This is a genomic window from Janthinobacterium sp. SUN137, assembly GCF_030587265.1.
GTDB classification, from domain to species: domain Bacteria; phylum Pseudomonadota; class Gammaproteobacteria; order Burkholderiales; family Burkholderiaceae_D; genus Janthinobacterium; species Janthinobacterium kumbetense.
In genome coordinates, this window is sequence record NZ_JAPWHZ010000004.1 from 768,486 (window position 1) to 787,412 (window position 18,927).

The 18,927-nt window shown below is 62.3% G+C and carries 19 protein-coding genes; 9 read left to right on the forward strand and 10 right to left on the reverse strand.

Annotation, left to right across the window (positions count from 1 at the left end; genetic code table 11):
• Positions 1-102 precede the first annotated feature (102 nt).
• From O3298_RS23930 to O3298_RS23955, 6 genes are all read left to right on the forward strand, one after another.
• Positions 103-819 (forward strand): DsbC family protein, encoded by a 717-nt coding sequence (locus O3298_RS23930; protein ID WP_034785648.1) that lies wholly within the window; start codon positions 103-105, stop codon positions 817-819.
• Between the two features lie 132 nt (positions 820-951).
• A complete protein-coding gene (locus tag O3298_RS23935; protein ID WP_099665572.1) occupies positions 952-1,410 on the forward strand; it encodes a (2Fe-2S)-binding protein in 459 nt (152 codons plus the stop codon).
• A 10-nt stretch (positions 1,411-1,420) separates the two neighbouring features.
• Positions 1,421-3,685, forward strand: coding sequence for a xanthine dehydrogenase family protein molybdopterin-binding subunit (locus O3298_RS23940; protein WP_305060699.1), 2,265 nt, complete (start codon positions 1,421-1,423; stop codon positions 3,683-3,685).
• Between the two features lie 13 nt (positions 3,686-3,698).
• A complete protein-coding gene (locus O3298_RS23945; protein ID WP_305053956.1) occupies positions 3,699-4,307 on the forward strand; it encodes a nucleotidyltransferase family protein in 609 nt (202 codons plus the stop codon).
• A 129-nt stretch (positions 4,308-4,436) separates the two neighbouring features.
• Positions 4,437-6,257: a M61 family metallopeptidase gene (locus O3298_RS23950; RefSeq protein ID WP_305060700.1), complete on the forward strand. Its 1,821-nt coding sequence runs from the start codon at positions 4,437-4,439 to the stop codon at positions 6,255-6,257.
• Positions 6,258-6,472: 215 nt separating this feature from the next.
• A complete protein-coding gene (locus tag O3298_RS23955) occupies positions 6,473-7,642 on the forward strand; it encodes a GGDEF domain-containing protein (protein WP_305060701.1) in 1,170 nt (389 codons plus the stop codon).
• Here O3298_RS23955 and O3298_RS23960 read toward each other — a convergent pair.
• From O3298_RS23960 to rpe, 7 genes are all read right to left on the reverse strand, one after another.
• Positions 7,593-8,057, reverse strand: coding sequence for a hypothetical protein (locus O3298_RS23960; protein ID WP_305060702.1), 465 nt, complete (start codon positions 8,055-8,057; stop codon positions 7,593-7,595). The genes O3298_RS23955 and O3298_RS23960 overlap by 50 nt on opposite strands.
• A 20-nt stretch (positions 8,058-8,077) precedes the next feature.
• Positions 8,078-8,878 carry an indole-3-glycerol phosphate synthase TrpC gene (gene trpC / locus O3298_RS23965; RefSeq protein ID WP_289919230.1) on the reverse strand — a complete coding sequence of 267 codons (801 nt, stop codon included), beginning with the start codon at positions 8,876-8,878 and terminating at the stop codon, positions 8,078-8,080.
• Positions 8,879-8,911: 33 nt separating this feature from the next.
• Positions 8,912-9,955, reverse strand: a complete 1,044-nt coding sequence (gene trpD / locus O3298_RS23970; protein WP_289912251.1) for an anthranilate phosphoribosyltransferase — start codon at positions 9,953-9,955, stop codon at positions 8,912-8,914.
• A gap of 65 nt (positions 9,956-10,020) precedes the next feature.
• The gene (locus O3298_RS23975) at positions 10,021-10,584 is read right to left on the reverse strand and encodes an aminodeoxychorismate/anthranilate synthase component II (RefSeq protein ID WP_099665565.1); all 564 of its coding nucleotides are present in this window, start codon (positions 10,582-10,584) and stop codon (positions 10,021-10,023) included.
• A gap of 1 nt (position 10,585) precedes the next feature.
• On the reverse strand, positions 10,586-12,082 hold the full coding sequence (gene trpE, locus O3298_RS23980) for an anthranilate synthase component I (protein ID WP_305060703.1): 1,497 nt from the start codon (positions 12,080-12,082) through the stop codon (positions 10,586-10,588).
• 269 nt (positions 12,083-12,351) lie between these two features.
• Positions 12,352-13,056 (reverse strand): phosphoglycolate phosphatase, encoded by a 705-nt coding sequence (locus tag O3298_RS23985; RefSeq protein ID WP_289919228.1) that lies wholly within the window; start codon positions 13,054-13,056, stop codon positions 12,352-12,354.
• A complete protein-coding gene (rpe, locus tag O3298_RS23990) occupies positions 13,056-13,730 on the reverse strand; it encodes a ribulose-phosphate 3-epimerase (RefSeq protein WP_077399332.1) in 675 nt (224 codons plus the stop codon). The genes O3298_RS23985 and rpe overlap by 1 nt, the downstream gene beginning before the upstream one ends.
• Before the next feature lie 164 nt (positions 13,731-13,894).
• On the opposite strand from rpe, the gene apaG reads away from it, so the two are divergent.
• Positions 13,895-14,269 carry a Co2+/Mg2+ efflux protein ApaG gene (apaG, locus tag O3298_RS23995; RefSeq protein ID WP_034785627.1) on the forward strand — a complete coding sequence of 125 codons (375 nt, stop codon included), beginning with the start codon at positions 13,895-13,897 and terminating at the stop codon, positions 14,267-14,269.
• Positions 14,270-14,295: 26 nt separating this feature from the next.
• Here the strand turns inward: apaG and O3298_RS24000 are convergent, their stop codons facing one another.
• Positions 14,296-14,442 (reverse strand): hypothetical protein, encoded by a 147-nt coding sequence (locus O3298_RS24000; RefSeq protein WP_167468630.1) that lies wholly within the window; start codon positions 14,440-14,442, stop codon positions 14,296-14,298.
• A gap of 94 nt (positions 14,443-14,536) precedes the next feature.
• Here O3298_RS24000 and O3298_RS24005 point away from each other — a divergent pair, with 94 nt between their 5' ends.
• Positions 14,537-15,721 (forward strand): murein transglycosylase A, encoded by a 1,185-nt coding sequence (locus O3298_RS24005; RefSeq protein ID WP_306558300.1) that lies wholly within the window; start codon positions 14,537-14,539, stop codon positions 15,719-15,721.
• 40 nt (positions 15,722-15,761) lie between these two features.
• Here O3298_RS24005 and O3298_RS24010 read toward each other — a convergent pair whose 3' ends face one another.
• Positions 15,762-16,199 carry a universal stress protein gene (locus tag O3298_RS24010; RefSeq protein ID WP_077399338.1) on the reverse strand — a complete coding sequence of 146 codons (438 nt, stop codon included), beginning with the start codon at positions 16,197-16,199 and terminating at the stop codon, positions 15,762-15,764.
• A gap of 137 nt (positions 16,200-16,336) precedes the next feature.
• Positions 16,337-17,656, reverse strand: coding sequence for an MFS transporter (locus O3298_RS24015; RefSeq protein ID WP_305060704.1), 1,320 nt, complete (start codon positions 17,654-17,656; stop codon positions 16,337-16,339).
• Positions 17,657-17,719: 63 nt separating this feature from the next.
• On the opposite strand from O3298_RS24015, the gene O3298_RS24020 reads away from it, so the two are divergent.
• Positions 17,720-18,496, forward strand: coding sequence for an enoyl-CoA hydratase (locus tag O3298_RS24020; protein WP_289919222.1), 777 nt, complete (start codon positions 17,720-17,722; stop codon positions 18,494-18,496).
• Positions 18,497-18,927: the final 431 nt, after the last annotated feature.

The window sequence follows — 18,927 nt, forward strand, 5'->3', positions numbered from 1 at the left end:
CCGCAGCTGGTCTGCGGCGATCGTTTTGTCAAAGAGATAACGATGCCGGGCCAGAGGCGAGTCCCGCCAGGCGTTTCAAGTGGAGAAGTGATAGTGATAAAAATGAGCAGAATCGCATTGGTACTGGCCTCGGGCCTGATGATGTCGTGCGCCGGCGCGGAAACGCCAACGGAAGCGAACATCAAAAAGCTGATCGAGCCGCGCCTGGGCGAAGGCGCCAAGGTCGATTCGGTCAAGGAAACGCCGTACGGCGGCCTGTACGAAGTGCGCACGGGCGGCGACATCCTGTACACGGACAAGGCCGCGCAATACCTGTTCGTCGGCCACGTCTTCGACGCCAAGACGTCGCAAGACCTGACCAAGGTGCGCCTGGACGAAGTCAACCGCATCAAATTCTCCGACTTGCCGCTCGACTCCGCCATGAAGACCGTCAAGGGCAATGGCAAGCGCGTGATCGCCGTGTTCGAAGATCCGAACTGCGGCTATTGCAAGCGCTTCCGCCAGAACGCGCTGAAGGAAATCGACAACGTCACCGTCTACACCTTCATGTACAACATCCTGTCGCCGGACTCCATCGTCAAGTCGCGCAATGTCTGGTGCGCGCCGGACCGCAACAAGGCATGGGATGACTGGATGTTGAACGGCAAGGCGCCAGCCACGGTAGCCGCCACCTGCGCCAATCCGCATGAAAAAATCCTGGCCCTGGGCCAGCAATTGCGCGTGTCGGGCACGCCTGCCATCTTCTTTGCCGACGGCAGCCGCATTCCGGGCGCGGTCGATGCGAAAACGCTGGAACAGAAATTCTCGACCATTAAGTAATCCGGGCTGTCGCCAGGAAGGCTGGACGGCGCGCCCTCGCAAGGCGCGCTTTTTTTTGCACTTTTTTCCGCTGTCGTATCCTCAAGTGTTGTTTGTAGACGCCATAACAATTCAAAAAAGGAGAAGCAGCAGATGATTACCCTGAATATCAACGGACGCGACACGCAGGTCGATGCCGATCCTTCCACGCCCATCCTGTGGGCGCTGCGCGATAACCTGAACATGACGGGCACCAAGTTCGGCTGCGGCATGGCGCTGTGCGGCGCCTGCACGGTGCACCTCGACGGCCAGGCCATCCGCTCGTGCATCACGCCGATTTCCTCCGTCGGCGCGCAAAAGATCACCACCATCGAAGCGATGGAAAACGACCAGGTGGGCAAGGCCGTGCAGGCGGCGTGGGTGCGGCACGACGTGCCGCAATGCGGCTACTGTCAAAGCGGCCAGGTGATGAGTGCCACGGCGCTGCTGCGCACCAACAAGGCGCCCAGCGATGCCGACATCGACGGCGCCATGAGCGGCAATATCTGCCGCTGCGGCACCTATCAACGGATCCGCGCGGCCATCAAGGACGCGGCCAAGACCCTGGCCTGAGGAGAGCGACATGCGTATCGAATGGTTGAATCAGGAAGCATTGCAGCATGGCGGGGTGACCCTGGGCGCGGCGCTGGCATCGGCTTCGCCGGGCGTGGCCGATGGCGTGTCGCGGCGCGGTTTCATGAAGGCCGGTGCGGTGGCCGGCGGCGGCTTGATGCTGGGCTTTTTCCTGCCGGGTGCAGGCAAGCTGGCGCAGGCGGCCGATGCCGCACCCGCCAAGCCCGTGTACGCGCCAAACGCTTTCCTGCACATCGCCCCCGATAACACGGTGACGGTGCAGGTGAACCGGCTGGAATTCGGCCAGGGCGTGCAAACGAGCTTGCCCATGCTGATCGCCGAGGAACTCGACGCCGACTGGAGCCTGGTGCACGGCGCACTGGCGCCTGCCGGCGAGCAGTACAAGGATGCCGCCTACGGCATGCAGATGACGGGCGGTTCGGGCAGCATCGCCCATTCGTTTACGCAGTACCGCGAAATCGGCGCCAAGGCGCGCGCCATGCTGGTGGGCGCCGCCGCCGCACAATGGAAAGTCAGCCCCGACCAGGTGCGCGCCGCCAAGGGCGTGCTGTATGGCCCCGGCGGACAAAAGGCCACGTATGGCGAATTTGCCGACGCTGCCATGCGCCAGCCAGTCCCCGCCACTGTCAAGCTGAAGGACCCGCGCGACTTTGCCATCATCGGCAAGCCAGTGAAACGCCTGGACGCGGCCGCCAAATCCACGGGCAAGCAGCAGTTCGGCATCGACTTCAAGCCTCCTGGCGCGAAAGTGGCCATGGTGGCGCGCCCGCCCGTGTTTGGCGCGAAAGTGGCGAAATTCGACGCCAGCAAGGCGAAAGCCATCAAGGGCGTGCTGGACGTGCTGGAAGTCAAAACCGACCGTGGCGGCAGCGGCGTGGCCGTCATCGCCGAAGGCTACTGGCCGGCCAAACAGGGGCGCGACGCGCTGGTGATCGAATGGGACACGAGCGCCGTGGAAAAGGTCAGCAGCGACAAGCAGCTGGCCGCCTTCAAGGCGCTGGCGAAAACGCCGGGCACCGTCGCCAAACCTGCCGACATGGGCAAGCTGGCCTCGGCGCCGAAAAAGATCGAAGCCGACTACGAATTTCCCTACCTGGCGCACGCGCCGATGGAGCCGCTCAATTGCGTCGTTGACCTGCAGGCAGACAAATGCACGATGTGGGTCGGTTCGCAATTCCAGACGGGCGACCAGGCGGCCATCGCGGCGACCTCCGGCCTGAAACCGGAGCAGGTGACCCTGCACACGATGATGGCCGGCGGCGGCTTCGGCCGGCGCGCCGTGCCCTCGTCCGACTACGTGGTCGAAGCCGTCAACGTCGCCAAGGCCTGGCGGGCGGCGGGCAAGGGCGGCCCGTTAAAGCTGATGTGGAGCCGCGAGGACGACATCAAGGGCGGCTACTACCGGCCGTCGCACGTACACCGCGCGCAGATCGGCCTCGACGCCAAGGGGAAAATCCTCGCCTGGGACCATACCATCGTGGGCCAGTCCATCATGGCCGGCACGCCGTTCGAAGCCTTCATGGTGAAAAATGGCGTCGACGGCACCATGGTCGAAGGCATGGGCGAGCCGTACACCCTGCCGATGAAACTGTCCGTGCACACGGCCAAGGCGAACGTGCCCGTGCTGTGGTGGCGCTCCGTCGGCTCGACGCACACGGCCTTCGTCATGGAAACCCTGATCGATGAGGCGGCGCACGTGGCGAAGATGGATCCCGTCGCCTACCGCAAGCAGCTGATCGACGCCAAGCATACGCGCCACATTGCCGCGCTGGACCTGGCCGTGGCCAAGTCCGGCTACGGCAAGAAGAAGCTGCCGAAGGGGCAAGCCTGGGGCGTGGCCATGCATGAATCGTTCAATTCCGTGGTTGCCTACGTGGTGACGGCGTCGGTGGTGCAAGGCGCGCCCAAGCTGCACCAGGTATGGGCGGGCGTGCATTGCAACCTGGCCGTCAATCCGCTGACGATCGAGGCGCAAGTGCAGGGCGCCGCGCTGATGGCGCTGGGCATGACGATTCCCGGCGCGGCCATCACGCTCAAGGATGGCGTGGTGGAGCAGCAGAACTTCGGCGACTACCCCGTGCCGCGCATGCCCGACATGCCGGTGATCGAGGTGCACCTGGTGCCGTCTGGCGATGCGCCGACGGGCATGGGCGAGCCGGGCGTGCCGCCGCTGGCGCCCGCCTTCGCCAACGCGCTGTTCGCGCTGACGGGCAAGCGCCTGCGCAAGCTGCCATTCGATTTGGCGGCCGCATGACGGTAGCGGTTTTTTGAGCACGGTCGGCATCTTGCTGGCAGCCGGAAGGGGACGCAGGTTCGACCCTTCCGGCGTGCAGAACAAATTATTGCAGCCATTGGCGGAAGGACCGCACGCGGGTCTGCCGGTGGTGGTGGCGGCAGCGAGGAACATGCTGGCTGCCTTGCCGCGCGTGCTGGCCGTGGTGCGCCCCGACGATGCCGAGGTCGCGCGCCAGCTCGGTGCGCTGGGCTGCGAGGTGCGCGTCTGCCATGATGCCGACACGGGCATGGCCGCTTCGCTCACCTGCGCCATCGGTCACGTGCGCGGCGCGCCGGGCTGGCTAATCGCGCTGGGCGACATGCCTAGTGTGGAAGCGGCTACAATCGCCGCCTTGTCGCACGCCATCGGCGATGGCGCGCGCATCGCCGTGCCCGTGTTCCGGGGACGGCGCGGCAATCCTGTCGCGTTCAGCGCCTTTCACTTGCCGCTGCTGCTGGCACTCGATGGCGACCAGGGCGCGCGCAGCATCGTCAACAGCCATGCCGTGTGCGAAGTAGCAGTGGACGACAGCGGCATCTTGCGCGATATTGATACACCTGACGATTTGTCGCCGGCGCCTGGCGCGCCCGGGCGATTGTAGAACATCCATGCCAGACACGAGGAAAACATGAAGAAAGCACCGATTCAAAAAATCACCGCCAAGGCGGGAGCCAAGGCAAGCGGCAAAGCCACAAGCAAAGCCACAAGCAAAGCCGCGGCAAGAACCGCAGTGAAAACCACACCGGCCGCCGGCATCATCTACAGCATTGCCGCAGCCGACCTGGCCGGTCACATGTTCAAGGTGACGTTGACCGTCAAGTCGCCGGCCGCCATCGGCCAGGTATTTGCCTTGCCGGCCTGGATCCCGGGCAGCTACATGATCCGCGAATTTTCGCGCAATATCGTCAGCATCCGCGCCGAATCCGATGGCAAGGCCGTGGCGCTGACCAAGCTGGACAAGCATTCGTGGCAAGCCGCCCCGTGCACCGGCGCCTTGACGGTCGAATACGACGTCTACGCCTGGGACTTGTCCGTGCGCGCCGCCCACCTGGACCAGAACCACGGCTTCTTCAACGGCACCAGCGTGTTCCTGCGCGTGCTGGGCCAGGAGGCCGATGCGCACGAAGTGCACATCGTGCAGCCGAAGGATGCGGTCTGCAAGACTTGGAGAGTGGCCACCACCCTGCCGGAATTGAAAGCGAAGCGCTATGGCTTCGGCAGCTACCAGGCGGCCAACTACGATGAGCTGATCGACCACCCGGTGGAAATGGGCGACTTCGCGCTGGCCACTTTCACCGCGCATGGCGTGCCGCACGATATCGTCATCACGGGCAAGGTGCCGAACCTGGACCTGAACCGCCTGTGCCGCGACCTGAAAGCCATCTGCGAAACGCAGATCGCCTTCTTCGAGCCGAAGACCAAAAAAGCGCCGATGGACCGCTATGTGTTCATGACCATGGCCGTCGGCGACGGATACGGCGGCCTGGAACACCGCGCCTCGACGGCGCTGATCTGCGCGCGTGCCGACCTGCCGACGACGGCTTCAAACAGCACGGAAATCGGCGACGGCTACCTGAAATTCCTGGGCTTGTGCAGCCACGAGTACTTCCACACCTGGAACGTCAAGCGCATCAAGCCGGCCGCCTTCGCGCCGTACAACCTGCAGGCGGAAAGCTATTCGCCGCTGCTGTGGCTGTTCGAGGGCTTCACCAGCTATTACGATGACCTGATGCTGGTGCGCGCGGGCCTGATCGACGAGGCAGCCTATTTCAAATTGCTGGGGAAAACCGTCAACAGCGTCTTGCGCGGCAGCGGCCGCACGAAGCAAAGCGTGGCCGATTCCAGCTTCGACGCCTGGGGCAAGTACTACCGCCAGGATGAAAACGCGCCGAACGCCATCGTCAGCTACTACACCAAGGGTTCGCTGATCGCGCTGGCCTTCGATCTGACACTGCGCACGAAGACGAATGGCGAAAAGTCGCTGGACGACGTGATGCAGGCGTTGTGGCAGCGTTATGGCCGCGATTTCTACAAGGGCAAGGGAGAAGGCAAAGGCCGCGGCGTGACGCCGGCCGAAGTCGAAGCCCTGTTCGACGAAATTGCCGGCACGCGGATGAAGCCCTTCTTCGAGCGCTACATCCGCGGCACGGACGACGTGCCGCTGGCGCGCCTGCTGGCGCCGTTCGGCGTGAAATACAGCGACGCGCGCAAGGCGGAAAAGGCCAGCCTGGACGTCAATCTGGGCCGTGACGGCAACGACGCCAAGCTGGCGCAGGTGCACCAGGGCGGCGCCGCGCACGTGGCCGGCCTGTCGGCGGGCGACGTGCTGGTGGCCATCGATGGCTTGCGCGTGACGGGTAACCCGGCCAACCTGGACACCTTGCTGGGCCGCTACGCCGTCGGCGCCAAGGTGGCCATTCACGCCTTCCGCCGCGACGAGCTGATGACATTTGCGGCCGTGCTGCAAGGCGACCGCGTGCCCGGCGTCAGTCTGGCGCTGCTGCCGGCGCCGAAGAAAGCCACGGGGCCGAAGCGTCCTAGCGCGGCATGATGCTCATGCGGTAAGACAGAAAACCGGCCGTCACTGGCCGGTTTTTTATTTCAATCAGCAATTTCCCAAATGCAACTTATCCGGTGAAACTGGCGGCTTGCCATCATATTTACTGCAAATGAACTAATTTTTCTTTAACTAAACTAAAATTGCCGAACCGCTTCTTTTAGATCGCGCCCAACGTGCAAACCCTCGATCCTCGAACGATTATGCTGATGACCACGCTGATGTGCGGGGCGATGAGCATCGTCATGTTCTCGGTGTATCGCAGTTTCCGGCGCGAGGTGCATGGCCTGGGGCATTGGGCGGCCGGCTTGCTGTTGCTGGTGTGCGCGTCCCTGCTGTTCGGCACCCGCGAAGTGCTGCCGCCGGCATTGTCCATGATCGCGGCCAATGCGGCGCTGGTGGCCGGCATCGGCCTGTCGATGCTGGGCACGGAAAAATTCTTTGGCCTGGCGCCCAGCCGCCGCGCCTATCTGCTGATACTTGCCCTGGCCATCGCCGGCAATAGCTGGTGGTTGCTGGCGCAGCCCGATTTTTCGGCGCGCGTGGCGGTCTTTTCCCTGCTGGTCTTCCTGTTTTATGCGCGCCAGGTGCAACTGGTATGGCGCCATGGCGAGCGCCATTTCTCGAGTTTTTTCTTTGCCGCGCTGATGCTGATGCAAGCCGTCGTGGTGCTGGCGCGCGGCGTGTCTGCCTTGCTGCATGGCGGCGCCAGCGTGAACCTGATGGTGGCCGGCACGCCGGCCGGCATCTATCTGGCGGTCGCCAATTTCATGGCGCTGCTGCTGACGGTGGGCTTCATGACGATGGCGACGCGCCGCCTGCAGCAGATACTGGAGCGCCGCTCGACCCACGATCCGCTGACCCAGGTGCTGAACCGGCGCGGCTTTGGCGACGCCTATGCGCGCGAGATAGACAATCTGCGCCGCCGCCGCTTGCCGTTGACATTGCTCAGCATCGACCTCGATTACTTCAAATTGATCAATGACCGCCACGGTCACGCGGTGGGTGACCGGGTGCTGGCGCATGTGGCCACCGTTATCAAGGGCGCCTTGCGTGAATCGGATTGCGTGGCGCGTTTCGGCGGCGAGGAGTTCGTCGTGCTGATGCCGGACATGCTGGCGCATAATGCGTTGGGCGTGGCCGAACGCATCCGCGCCTTGCTGCGCGAGCCCAGTCATGCGGGGCTGCCACCGTGTACGGTCAGCATCGGCGTCGCTTGCCAGGCGTCGGTGGTGGAAGGGCTGGAACAGCTGTTGTCGCGCGCCGATGCGGCCCTGTACCTGGCCAAGGAACGGGGACGCGACCGCATCGAACTCGATACCGCCGCGTTTACTGTGGACCGGACAAGGTCCGCAGCTGGAATTGGTACCGGTCGTTGAACAGGAAGGTTTCGGAGAAATCGAAGGTCCGGGCGTGGCGGTGCATCAGGTGTGCCGCCGGCGGAAAGAGGGTGGGCACGCGCCGCACGGCGGCCAGCGCCGCGGCCGATGCTTCGCTGTCGCGCGAACGGTGTACGTGCACGCTTTTCAGCTCGCCGTCCGGGCCCACGCTCAGGTCGAGCACGACGATGGCCGGCAGCATGGGCGGCAGGCGCCCGCTGAACGTGTAGGCAGCGTTGGCCGCCATGATCTGCTGCGCCACCAGCGACTTGTAGGCATCGATGCTGGCGGCCAGCTGTATCGCGGCTGGCGTGTGAGGGGGCGTGGATGTGGGCGTGCTCACCGCCGGCGGGGCCGCAGTCTGGCAGGCCGACAGCAGGCTGGCGGCGGCAAGGACGATAATTCCGTGTCTCATGACCGCCAGCCTACCATGGTTTAACTGAACAGGCGTTCCAGCTCCACGCCGGGGTCGGGCGCGCGCATGAACGCTTCGCCCACGAGGAAGCTGTGGATGTGCGCATCGCGCATGCGTTGCACGTCGGCCGTGTCGTGGATGCCCGATTCCGTGATGATCAATTTGTCTTGCGGGATGCGCGGTAACAGCTTGATGGTCGTGTCGAGCGACGTTTCGAAGGTGCGCAGGTTGCGGTTGTTGATGCCGATCAATGCGCTCTTGAGTTTCAGGGCCGCTGTCAGTTCGTCGCCGTCGTGGCTTTCGATCAGCACGCCCATGCCCAGTTCGTGGGCGCACGCTTCCATTTCGGCCATCAGGCCATGGTCGAGCGCCGCGACGATCAGGAGGATGCAGTCGGCGCCCATGGCGCGCGCTTCATAGATCTGGTACATGTCGACCATGAAATCCTTGCGCAGCACGGGGATGGCGCAGGCGGCGCGCGCCTGCTGCAGGTACTCCACGGATCCCTGGAAGAACTGTTCATCCGTCAGCACGGACAGGCAGGCCGCGCCATGCGCGGCATAGCTGGCGGCGATATCAGACGGGCGGAAGTCGGCGCGAATGACCCCTTTCGATGGCGACGCCTTTTTCACTTCGGCGATGATGCCGGGCTTGCCGGCGGCGATGTGCTGGCGCAGGCTCGCTTCGAAGCCGCGCAGGCCGGCGCGCAGGGCGCTGTCGTTTTCCACGTCGCCGCGCAGGCTGGCCAGGCTGCGGCGGGCCTTGGCCCTGGCCACTTCATCGGCTTTCACGGCCAGGATTTTATCGAGTATGTCGGACATGATGGTCGCTATTCTATAAAGGAGGGCGGCAGCTTACGCTTGTGCCGGGGTGCCCAGCTGTTGCGTGACCTGCACGAATTGCGCGAGTTTCGCCAGGGCCGCGCCCGAACTGACGGCGGTGCGCGCGCGCGCCAGGCCGTCTTCGATCGAACTGGCCACGCCGGCCGCGTACAGCGCCGTGCCCGCGTTCAGGGCGACGATGTCGGCGGCCGCACCGGGCTCGCCGCGCAGCGCTTCCATCATCTTGGCTTTCGATTCCACGGAATCGGCCACCTTCAGGTTGCGGCTGGCGATCATCGACATGCCGAAGTCTTCGGGATGGATTTCATATTCACGGATTTCGCCGTTGACCAGTTCACCGACCATGGTGGCCGCGCCCAGCGACACTTCATCCATGTTGTCGCGGCCATACACGACGATGGCGTGCTGCGCGCCCAGGCGCTGCAGCACGCGCACCTGGATGCCGACCAGGTCGGCGTGGAACACGCCCATCAAAATATTCGGCGCGCCGGCGGGATTGGTCAAGGGGCCCAGGATATTGAAGATGGTGCGCACGCCCAGCTCGCGGCGCACGGGCGCCGCATGCTTCATGGCCGCGTGGTGATTCGGCGCGTACATGAAGCCGATGCCCGTTTGCGCGATCGACTGGGCGATCTGCTCGGGCTGCAGGTTGATGTTGACGCCCAGCGAGTCCAGCACGTCGGCGCTGCCGGACGAGGAAGACACGCTGCGCCCGCCATGCTTGGCCACGCGCGCGCCGGCTGCCGCCGCCACGAACATCGAGGCGGTGGAAATATTGAACGTGTGCGCGCCGTCACCGCCCGTGCCGACGATGTCGAGCAGGTTGGTGGTGTCGGCCATGGGCACCTTGGTGGAAAACTCGCGCATCACTTGCGCGGCCGCGGCGATTTCGCCGATGGTTTCCTTTTTGACGCGCAAGCCCATGGTGAGGGCGGCGATCATGGTGGGCGACATTTCGCCGGACATGATCTGGCGGAACAGGTACAGCATTTCGTCGTGAAAGATTTCGCGGTGTTCGATGCAGCGCAGCAGGGCTTCTTGTGGTGTGATCGGCATGATGCTTCCTTCTTCAATGATGGCGCAGGAGGACACTGATGGCACGCCGTGGCGTGCGCGGAAAATCAGCGCTCGAGAAAGTTCTTCAGCAGGGCGTGGCCGTGCTCCGAGAGGATCGATTCGGGGTGGAACTGCACGCCCTCGATATCGTATTCCCGGTGGCGTACGCCCATGATTTCGCCGTCGTCCGTCCACGCCGTCACTTCCAGGCAGGAAGGCAGCGAGGCGCGTTCGATCGCCAAAGAGTGGTAGCGGATCACTGTGAAGGGGCTGGGCAAGTCTTTGAAAACGCCCACGCCCGTATGCGCGATGAGGGAAGTCTTGCCATGCATGACTTGCTTGGCGCGGATGACGTTGCCGCCAAACGCTTCGCCGATGGCCTGGTGGCCCAGGCACACGCCCAGTATCGGTTTCTTGCCGGCGAAGTGCTTGAGCACTTCCACGGAAATGCCCGCCTGTGCCGGCGCTTTCGGACCGGGCGAGATGCAGATGCGGTCCGGGTTCAGCGCCTCGATCTGTGCGATCGTGATTTCATCGTTGCGGTAGACCCGCACGTCTTCGCCCAACTCGCCGAAATACTGCACGATGTTGTAGGTGAAGGAGTCGTAGTTGTCGATCATCAGCAGCATCTTAAAACCCTCCATCCAGGCCATCTTGCACTTGTTCGGCGGCGCGCAGTACGGCACGCGCCTTGTTTTCCGTTTCCTGCCATTCCATTTCGGGGATGGAGTCGGCCACGATGCCGGCCGCGGCCTGCACGTACAGCATGCCGTCCTTGACCACGCCCGTGCGGATGGCGATCGCCACATCCATTTCGCCGCCAAACGACAGGTAGCCGCAGGCGCCGCCATAGATGCCGCGCTTGGTGATTTCCAGTTCGTCGATCACTTCCATGGCGCGCACTTTCGGCGCGCCCGTCAGGGTGCCGGCGGGGAAGGTCGCGCGCAGCACGTCCAGGTTCGACAGGCCATCCTTCAGCTTGCCTTCCACGTTCGAAACGATGTGCTGCACGTGCGAGTATTTTTCGATGACCATGCGGTCGGTGACTTGCACGCTGCCCGTCTCGGCGATGCGGCCGATATCGTTGCGCGCCAGGTCGATCAGCATCACGTGCTCGGCGATCTCTTTCGGGTCGGCCAGCAGCTCGGCCGACAATTCGGCGTCGCGCTCTGGCGTGGCGCCGCGCGGGCGGGTGCCGGCGATCGGGCGCAAGGTGACTTTCTTGCCGCCGTCCGCCGTCTTTTCGTTGCGCACCAGAATTTCCGGCGAGGCGCCGATGATCTGCATGTCACCGAAATTATAGAAGTACATATACGGCGACGGGTTGAGCGAACGCAAGGCGCGGTACAAAGTCAGCGGCGAATCGACATAAGGTTTGCGGATGCGCTGGCCGATCTGCACCTGCATCAGGTCGCCCGCCATCACGTATTCATGCGCCTTGGCGACGGCCTTCAGGTAATCTTCCTTGGAAAAGTCGCGGATGGTTTCCGTGCGCACGGAAGCACTGGTGACGGGCGCATCGACACCGCGGCGCAGCATCATGCGCAAATCCTTCAGGCGCTGCTGTGCTTTCGAAAACGATTCGGGTTGCGTCGTGTCGGCGTAGACGATCAGGTAGAGCTTGCCGGACAGGTTGTCGATGACGGCCAGTTCTTCCGTCACCATCAGCTGGATGTCGGGCAGCTTCAAGTCGTCTTTCGGTGCGCCGCCGGCGAGTTTCTTCTCGATGTGGCGCACGGTGTCGTAGCCGAAGTAGCCGGCCAGGCCGCCGCAGAAGCGCGGCATGCCGGGGCGCAGGGCCACCTTGAAGCGCGACTGGAATTGTTCGATGAAGTCGAGCGGATTGCCTTCGTGTTCTTCGATCACGCTGCCGTTCTTGACGATTTCGGTGCGTTTGCCATAGCTGCGCAACACGGTCGTGGCAGGCAAGCCGATGAAGGAATAGCGGCCGAAGCGTTCGCCGCCGACGACGGATTCGAGCAGGAAGGTGTTCTTGCCGCCTTGTTGGGACTGTGCCAGTTTCAGGTACAGGGTGAGCGGGGTTTCCAGGTCGGCGAACGCTTCCGCGATCAGGGGGATGCGGTTGTAGCCTTGCTGGCCCAGCGATTTGAATTCGAGTTCGGTCATGTTTCTCTCCATGCCGTCAGGGTATGAGTGTGCATAGTGCACAAACCCTGCGGTGGGTTATCAAAAAACTTGCCGGGACACGCAACGTGCGCAACATGCGCAAACGACGTGTGTACAACCGGCAGCAATCGTAACGGCTCGGCCCTTAAGCCTGCCAGGATTGCCAGCGTCGCCAAAGCCAGGCCTCAATCGAGCCGGTTTGGGTGACATTGTGTTTTTTGATGAGAAACGTGTTCACGATATGGTGTTGGGTTTGGTCAGTATGCCGGTTAGTTTTGCATGCCAATAAAACGGGCTGCTTCGAGCAGTGTCTTTACTATACCATCGGAATCGGTATCGTGTATAGAGTGTCCGTGATTGTAGCCATACGGTACCGTCAGTACGGGACAAGCCGCAGCCCTGGCCGCTTGCGCGTCATTCGAGGAGTCGCCGATGGCCACCACTTTGGATGGCGGCAAGTCGAAGTCCGCGCACACTTGCAGCAGCGGCATGGGGTGCGGTTTTTTCTGCGGCAGCGAATCGCCGCCATAGACGATCTCGAAATACTGATCCAGGTTTTTCAGTTTCAGCAGGGGCAGGGCGAAGGCGATCGGCTTGTTGGTGACGCAGGCCAGGCGCAGGCCCGCCGCCTTCATCGCCGCCAGCCCCGCTTCGACCTCCGGATACAGGGTGCTGAACTGGCCGTTGATGGCCAGGTAGTGACGCTGGTAGCCCTCCATCGCCTGCTCGAAACGCTGTTCCACGCCGGCGTCATCGAAGTCGAGCGCCAGCACGGTGCGGATCAGGTTTTCCGAACCCTTGCCCACCATCAACTTGATGGCGTCGGCGCTGATGGGTGCCAGGTCCAGTTCGGCGCGCATGCCATTGATGGCGACATGAAAATCGGGCACGGTGTCGAGCATCGTGCCATCGAGGTCGATGATGGCGGCGCGCACGCCAGCCAGTACGTGGTCTTTCACCGTGCCCGCTTGCATCAGTTGCCCACCGTTTTGGCCAGTTCGGCGCGCATGGCGTCGATGACGGCCTTGTAGTCCGGCTTGCCGAAGATGGCCGAGCCGGCGACAAAGGTGTCGGCGCCGGCGGCGGCGGCAGCGGCGATGTTGTCGATCTTGATGCCGCCATCGACTTCCAGCATGATGTCACGGCCCGATTCGTCGATCATGCGGCGCGCTTCGGCGATTTTCTTCAGCGCTTGCGGAATGAAGGACTGGCCGCCGAAGCCCGGGTTGACGGACATGATCAGGATGATGTCGATCTTGTCCATCACGTGTTCCAGGTAATGCAGCGGCGTGCCTGGGTTGAAAACCAGGCCCGATTTGCAGCCATTGTCGCGGATCAACTGCAAGGAACGATCGACGTGATCCGACGCTTCCGGATGAAAGGTGATGATGTTCGCGCCAGCCTTGGCGAAATCCGGGATAATGCGATCGACAGGCTTGACCATCAGATGCACATCGATGGGTACTTGCACGTGCGGGCGAATCGCTTCGCACACCAGCGGGCCGATGGTCAGGTTCGGCACGTAATGGTTATCCATCACGTCGAAGTGGATGATGTCGGCGCCGGCGGTAACGACGTTGCGCACTTCCTCGCCCAGGCGGGCAAAGTCGGCGGACAGGATGCTGGGAGCGATACGGAATGTTGTCATGGTGAAGTAGCCAAAGGATAGAAAATGCGATTTGCGCTATTTTACGCCTGACGCCGTTACCATGCCTCATGAAGTACGGTGAAACACAGAATACGCATCGCGCAATGGCCAATGCGTCGCGCGCGACACACAATATGACTGGCAATGTCTGAAGAGGAATGACGATGGCGACTTATGAATTTACGGTAACGGTCAAAACGCAATATCTGCCCGATCAATCGGCACCGGACCAGGGGCGGCACGTGTTCAGCTACACGATCCGCGTCGTCAACACGGGCACGGCTGGCGCGCAACTGATTTCGCGCCACTGGGTCATCACGGATGCGAACAACAAGGTGGAAGAAGTGCGCGGCCTGGGCGCCGTCGGTCACCAGCCGTTGTTGCAGCCGGGCGAGCAGTTCGAATACACGAGCGGCACCATGCTGGGCACGCCGCAAGGCTCGATGCACGGCGAATACTTCTGCGTGGCCGAAGACGGCCATCAGTTCGAAGCGCCGATTCCCGAGTTCGTGCTGTCGGTGCCGCGCACCCTGCATTAAGGAAACGCCGGGGGGGGCTTGCCCCCTTATTTCAGTTTTTCGGTGGCGTCCTGCTCTTCACTGAGCTGCTTGCGCGCCGGCGGTGCGGGCTTTTTGCCCGAATACATGGTCCACCAGACTATAAATGCCAGCAAGAAGAACGCCACCAGCGCCTCTATCATCAAGATCCACATACCCATCCCTATGTTATTTACCCGCAGCCCATTTACCAGCCGTCTGTTTACACGCGGTAGTCTACCTGTTTCAATCGGCGCCGTCGCGCTTGTCTTGTCCGCCTGCACCACGCCGCCCGTCGCGCCGCCCGCTGCTTCCAGCGGCAAGGCGCCCGCCATTGCGCCGACCGTCGTCAAGCCTGTGCCTGCCAAGCCGGCCGATGCCAAGGATGCCACGGATGTGGCGGCGCCCACGTTCGTGCCCGCCAAGTTTGCCGCCTTGCCTGGCTGGGCCCGCGACGACATGCGCGCCGCCTGGCCCGCCTTCATGGCTTCGTGCGGCGTGCTGGTGAAGCGGCCGGACTGGAAGGAATCGTGCACGATTGCGCGCCAGGTCAATGCCGACAGCGACAAGGCCATCCGCCTGTTTTTCGAGACCTTCTTTGTGCCAAATCAAGTCGTCACCGCCGATGGCGCCAATACTGGACTGGTGACCGGTTATTACGAGCCATTGCTGCACGGCGCGCGCAAGCGCGGTGGCCCATACCAGACACCGCTGTACAAGGTGCCTGACGATCTGGTCTCGGTGGACTTGTCCGGCGTGTATCCGGAACTGAAAAATATGCGCTTGCGGGGCAAGCTGGTCGGCAAGAAGGTGATACCGTACGCAACCCGCGCCGACATCGAGCGCGCCACGTCCGTCACGGGCAAGGAATTGCTGTGGGTGGATGACGAAGTCGAGGCGTTCTTCCTGCAAGTGCAGGGTTCCGGGCGCGTGCAGCTGACCGATACGCAGGAAACCGTGCGCGTGGCGTACGCGGATCAAAACGGCCATCCGTACAAATCGATCGGCCGCTACCTGGTCGACAAGGGCGAGCTGACCCTGAGCCAAGCGTCAGCGCAGGGCATCAAGGCGTGGATCGCCGGCCATCCCACGCGCAAGGATGAATTGTTCAACGCCAACCCGAGCTATGTCTTCTTCAAGGAAGAGCGCTTGCCCGATCCGAAAGTGGGGCCGAAGGGCGCGCTGGGCGTGCCGCTGACGCCGCAGCGTTCGGTGGCTATCGATTCGCGCTTCCTGCCGCTGGGCGCGCCCGTGTTCTTGTCCACCACGCAAGCCAATAGCGAGATTCCCATGCAGCGCCTGGTGATGGCGCAGGATACGGGCGGTGCCATTCGCGGGCCGATCCGGGTCGATTATTTCTTTGGCTTTGGCGCGGAAGCGGCCGAGAATGCGGGCCGCATGAAGCAGAGCGGCGCCGTGTGGGTGTTGTTGCCGAAGCAGGCGCCGGCGCGCTGAGTTTCTCGCGGCGCCGGGCGGGGATTGCGCTAGCGCAAGGTTAGCGCAGGACCATGACGGGTAAATGGGTGTGGGCCAGCACTTTTTGCGTTTCGCTGCCCACGAACAACTTGTTCAAGCCCTTGCGGCCATGCGAGGCCATCAGGATGATGTCGCAATGGTAGGTTTGCGCCGCATTGACGATTTCATCGTGCGGGCTCGGCGATACGGCCACCACGCCTTCGAAAGGCACGCCGGCGTCACGCGCCGCTGCGCCGATCTTGTCGATGGCGCGTTGTGACGCTTCCTGCATCTGCTGTTCATACAGACTTGCGTCGAGCACGATGCCGCCGTCGGCCATCGGCGAGAACGGGAAGGGCTGCACCACGCTGATGGCGACCAGCTTGGCTTTGTTCAGCTGGGCGAAGGCGAGGGCGGTCTCGGCGGCTTTGTCGGACAACGGCGAGCCGTCGGTGGGAAATAAGATGGTGTTAAACATGGCGTGCTCCTCAAGTGATGTAAGACAGCTTATGGATTTACATCAATTAAAACCTTGATATAAATCAAACCTCGCAGGCTTTGGCGCGAATAGTGTCGCCAAGGCAATCTTTTAGCAGTGTATGCCCGTTCATCGCTTCAGGTGCGCACGCTACGCAGCGGCGTGCCCCACACCATGGCCACCGTCAACAGGATGCTGCCGGCCGCGATACAGGCCAGGCCATTGCGCACGCCAAAGTGTTCCGCGATCCAGCCGGCGGCCAGCGCGCCCAGCGGCGCCGTCGCCACCGTCAGGAAGCGCATGGTCGACGTCATGCGGCCCAGCATGGGGTCGGGCGTCACCTTCTGGCGCAGGCCCAGGTAGGGAATAAAGAACAGCATCACGCCGCAATCGAAAAAGAACATCAATATGGCATACGCCACGGCGCTGGCGGCCGCGCTGCCGAACAGTGCTGCCGGAATCGTCGGCGTCAGGGCAAAGCACACGGAGGTGGATGCCAGGCCGATCAGGATGATGCGGCCGGCGCCGTAGCGCTTTGTCAATGGCTTGACGATGAAGGCGCTGAGTAGCACGCCGGCGCCGCCCAGCATCTGCGTCATGCCCAGCACGCCAGGACTCATGCCCAGATCGCGCGTGGCGAACAGCACCGTCAAGGCCATGCTGGCGTAAAACAGGAAGTGCCAGATGCCGGCGCCCCAGGCCAGCGCGCGCAGCAGCGGCTCGCGCCACACGAACAGCAAGCCGTCGGCGATGTCGCGCAAAGCGTGCTTGTCGGATGGCGCCGGGCGTGGGTCGCGCACGCTCATGGCACGCAAATTGAAGACGGAAATCAGATAACCGCACGCCGTGCACAGGATGGCGACGGGCGCGGACAAGACCTGCACCAGCACGCCGGCCAGGCCGGGACCGATCAGGCGCGAAGCCGATTCGGTGGCGGCAAATTTCGACTGCGCATCGATCAAGCCATCGCGGCCCACTAGGAAAGTCAGAAACACCTGCTCGGCGCCGCCGCCCACGACGAAGCCCGTGCCGATGATGAACCCTACTATATATAACCACGGCATCGACAGCACGCCGCACCAGTAAGCCACTGCCACGCTGGCCAGGGCCAGGCCGGACATGCTTTCGCTGAACAGCATGATCGGGTGCTTGCTGCGCCGGTCCAGCAGCACGCCGACGGGCAAACCGAACAGGGCGAACGGCAGCGCCTGCAAGGCAACCAGCACGCCCATCTGTTCCGGCGTCGCATGCAGTAACAGCACCGCGCACAGGGGCAGGGCCAGTGAGGTGATCTGGGCGCCGAAGCAATTGAGGCCGTTGCTGAACCACAGGCGGCGGAAATCGACGCTGGCGGCGCTGCCGTCGCCGCGCAGGTAATGGGCGCAGTACTGGAAGAGGGAGGAGAAAATATCTTGCTCGATATGAAAATGATCAGGCTCACAATAATAGCAGCGCACCTGCCGCGCCGCTGCCGTTAGCCGCTACAATCGTTGTCACCGTGTTCATCCAGAGGAGACTATATGCAATACGAAGACTTGATCATCGATATCCAGGACAAAGTGGCGGTCATCCGCCTGAATCGCCCGAAGGCCTTGAATGCCTTGAACGACAACATGATGAATGAGCTGGGCAACGCCTTGCTGAAATTCGATGCGGATGACAATATCGGTTGCATCGTGCTCACGGGCAGCGAAAAAGCGTTTGCCGCCGGCGCCGACATCGCCGCCATGGCCGATTACACCTACCCGGACACCTTTACCCAGGGCTACATCAGCCGCAACTGGGAACATATCTTGCGCGTGCGCAAACCTGTGGTGGGTGCGGTGGCCGGCTATGCGCTCGGTGGCGGTTGCGAACTGGCCATGATGTGCGATTTCCTGATCGCCGCCGACAGCGCCAAATTTGGCCAGCCGGAAATCAAGGTCGGCGTCACGCCGGGCGCGGGCGGCACGCAGCGTTTGCCGCGCGCCATCGGCAAGGCCAAGGCCATGGATCTGCTGTTGACGGCGCGCACCATCGACGCCACCGAGGCGGAGCGCATCGGCCTGGTGTCGCGCGTCGTGCCGGCCGATAAGTTGCTGGAAGAAACCCTGTCTGCCGCCAAGACTATCGCCGCCATGCCGACCTCGGTGGCCATGATGATCAAGGATTGCGTCAACCGCGCCTTTGAAACCACCTTGACTGATGGTGTCGCCTACGAGCGCCGCTTGTTCCAGGCCGCCTTCGGTACGCCTGCACAAAAAGAAGGCATGCACGCTTTTTTGGAAAAGCGCTTGCCAAACTTCGACGGTCTTTGATATGATTCGCCTCCCCGATGAGACGCACTAGTTTGCGGCACAAAAGGGACAGCCTTCAGGGGCTGGGTAGTAAAAAAGAAGGTTGACGAAATGGCCGAAACGCTTCATACTCTTCCTTCTTCGCAGCTGACAAACACAACGCTTTGTCGATAGCGCGAAAGCAGTACCGAATACAGTTCTTTAACAATTAACAGTCGATAAGTGTGGGCATTTGATGTAAGTGCAGCAGTGATCTTCGGATTGCTGTAATACTTAAAATATATCAAATGTTCACAAGAAATAATGAAATAGGCGCTACGAAAGTAGTGGCCTGTCAGTTTTTTGAGTGAGCGACCCATCAGCAATGATGGTGCCGGTAAAACGGCAAAGTAACAGAGATTAAACTGAAGAGTTTGATCCTGGCTCAGATTGAACGCTGGCGGCATGCCTTA

What these genes read in the sequence shown, in the direction of transcription:
- O3298_RS23930 (WP_034785648.1), top strand. Translation starts at nt 103, where the DNA reads ATGAGCAGAATCGCATTGGTACTGGCCTCGGGCCTGATGATGTCGTGC.
- O3298_RS23935 (WP_099665572.1), top strand. Translation starts at nt 952, where the DNA reads ATGATTACCCTGAATATCAACGGACGCGACACGCAGGTCGATGCCGAT.
- O3298_RS23940 (WP_305060699.1), top strand. Translation starts at nt 1,421, where the DNA reads ATGCGTATCGAATGGTTGAATCAGGAAGCATTGCAGCATGGCGGGGTG.
- O3298_RS23955 (WP_305060701.1), top strand. Translation starts at nt 6,473, where the DNA reads ATGACCACGCTGATGTGCGGGGCGATGAGCATCGTCATGTTCTCGGTG.
- O3298_RS23960 (WP_305060702.1), bottom strand. Translation starts at nt 8,057, where the DNA reads ATGAGACACGGAATTATCGTCCTTGCCGCCGCCAGCCTGCTGTCGGCC.
- trpC (WP_289919230.1), bottom strand. Translation starts at nt 8,878, where the DNA reads ATGTCCGACATACTCGATAAAATCCTGGCCGTGAAAGCCGATGAAGTG.
- trpD (WP_289912251.1), bottom strand. Translation starts at nt 9,955, where the DNA reads ATGCCGATCACACCACAAGAAGCCCTGCTGCGCTGCATCGAACACCGC.
- O3298_RS23975 (WP_099665565.1), bottom strand. Translation starts at nt 10,584, where the DNA reads ATGCTGCTGATGATCGACAACTACGACTCCTTCACCTACAACATCGTG.
- trpE (WP_305060703.1), bottom strand. Translation starts at nt 12,082, where the DNA reads ATGACCGAACTCGAATTCAAATCGCTGGGCCAGCAAGGCTACAACCGC.
- O3298_RS23985 (WP_289919228.1), bottom strand. Translation starts at nt 13,056, where the DNA reads ATGCAAGCGGGCACGGTGAAAGACCACGTACTGGCTGGCGTGCGCGCC.
- rpe (WP_077399332.1), bottom strand. Translation starts at nt 13,730, where the DNA reads ATGACAACATTCCGTATCGCTCCCAGCATCCTGTCCGCCGACTTTGCC.
- apaG (WP_034785627.1), top strand. Translation starts at nt 13,895, where the DNA reads ATGGCGACTTATGAATTTACGGTAACGGTCAAAACGCAATATCTGCCC.
- O3298_RS24000 (WP_167468630.1), bottom strand. Translation starts at nt 14,442, where the DNA reads ATGTGGATCTTGATGATAGAGGCGCTGGTGGCGTTCTTCTTGCTGGCA.
- O3298_RS24010 (WP_077399338.1), bottom strand. Translation starts at nt 16,199, where the DNA reads ATGTTTAACACCATCTTATTTCCCACCGACGGCTCGCCGTTGTCCGAC.
- O3298_RS24020 (WP_289919222.1), top strand. Translation starts at nt 17,720, where the DNA reads ATGCAATACGAAGACTTGATCATCGATATCCAGGACAAAGTGGCGGTC.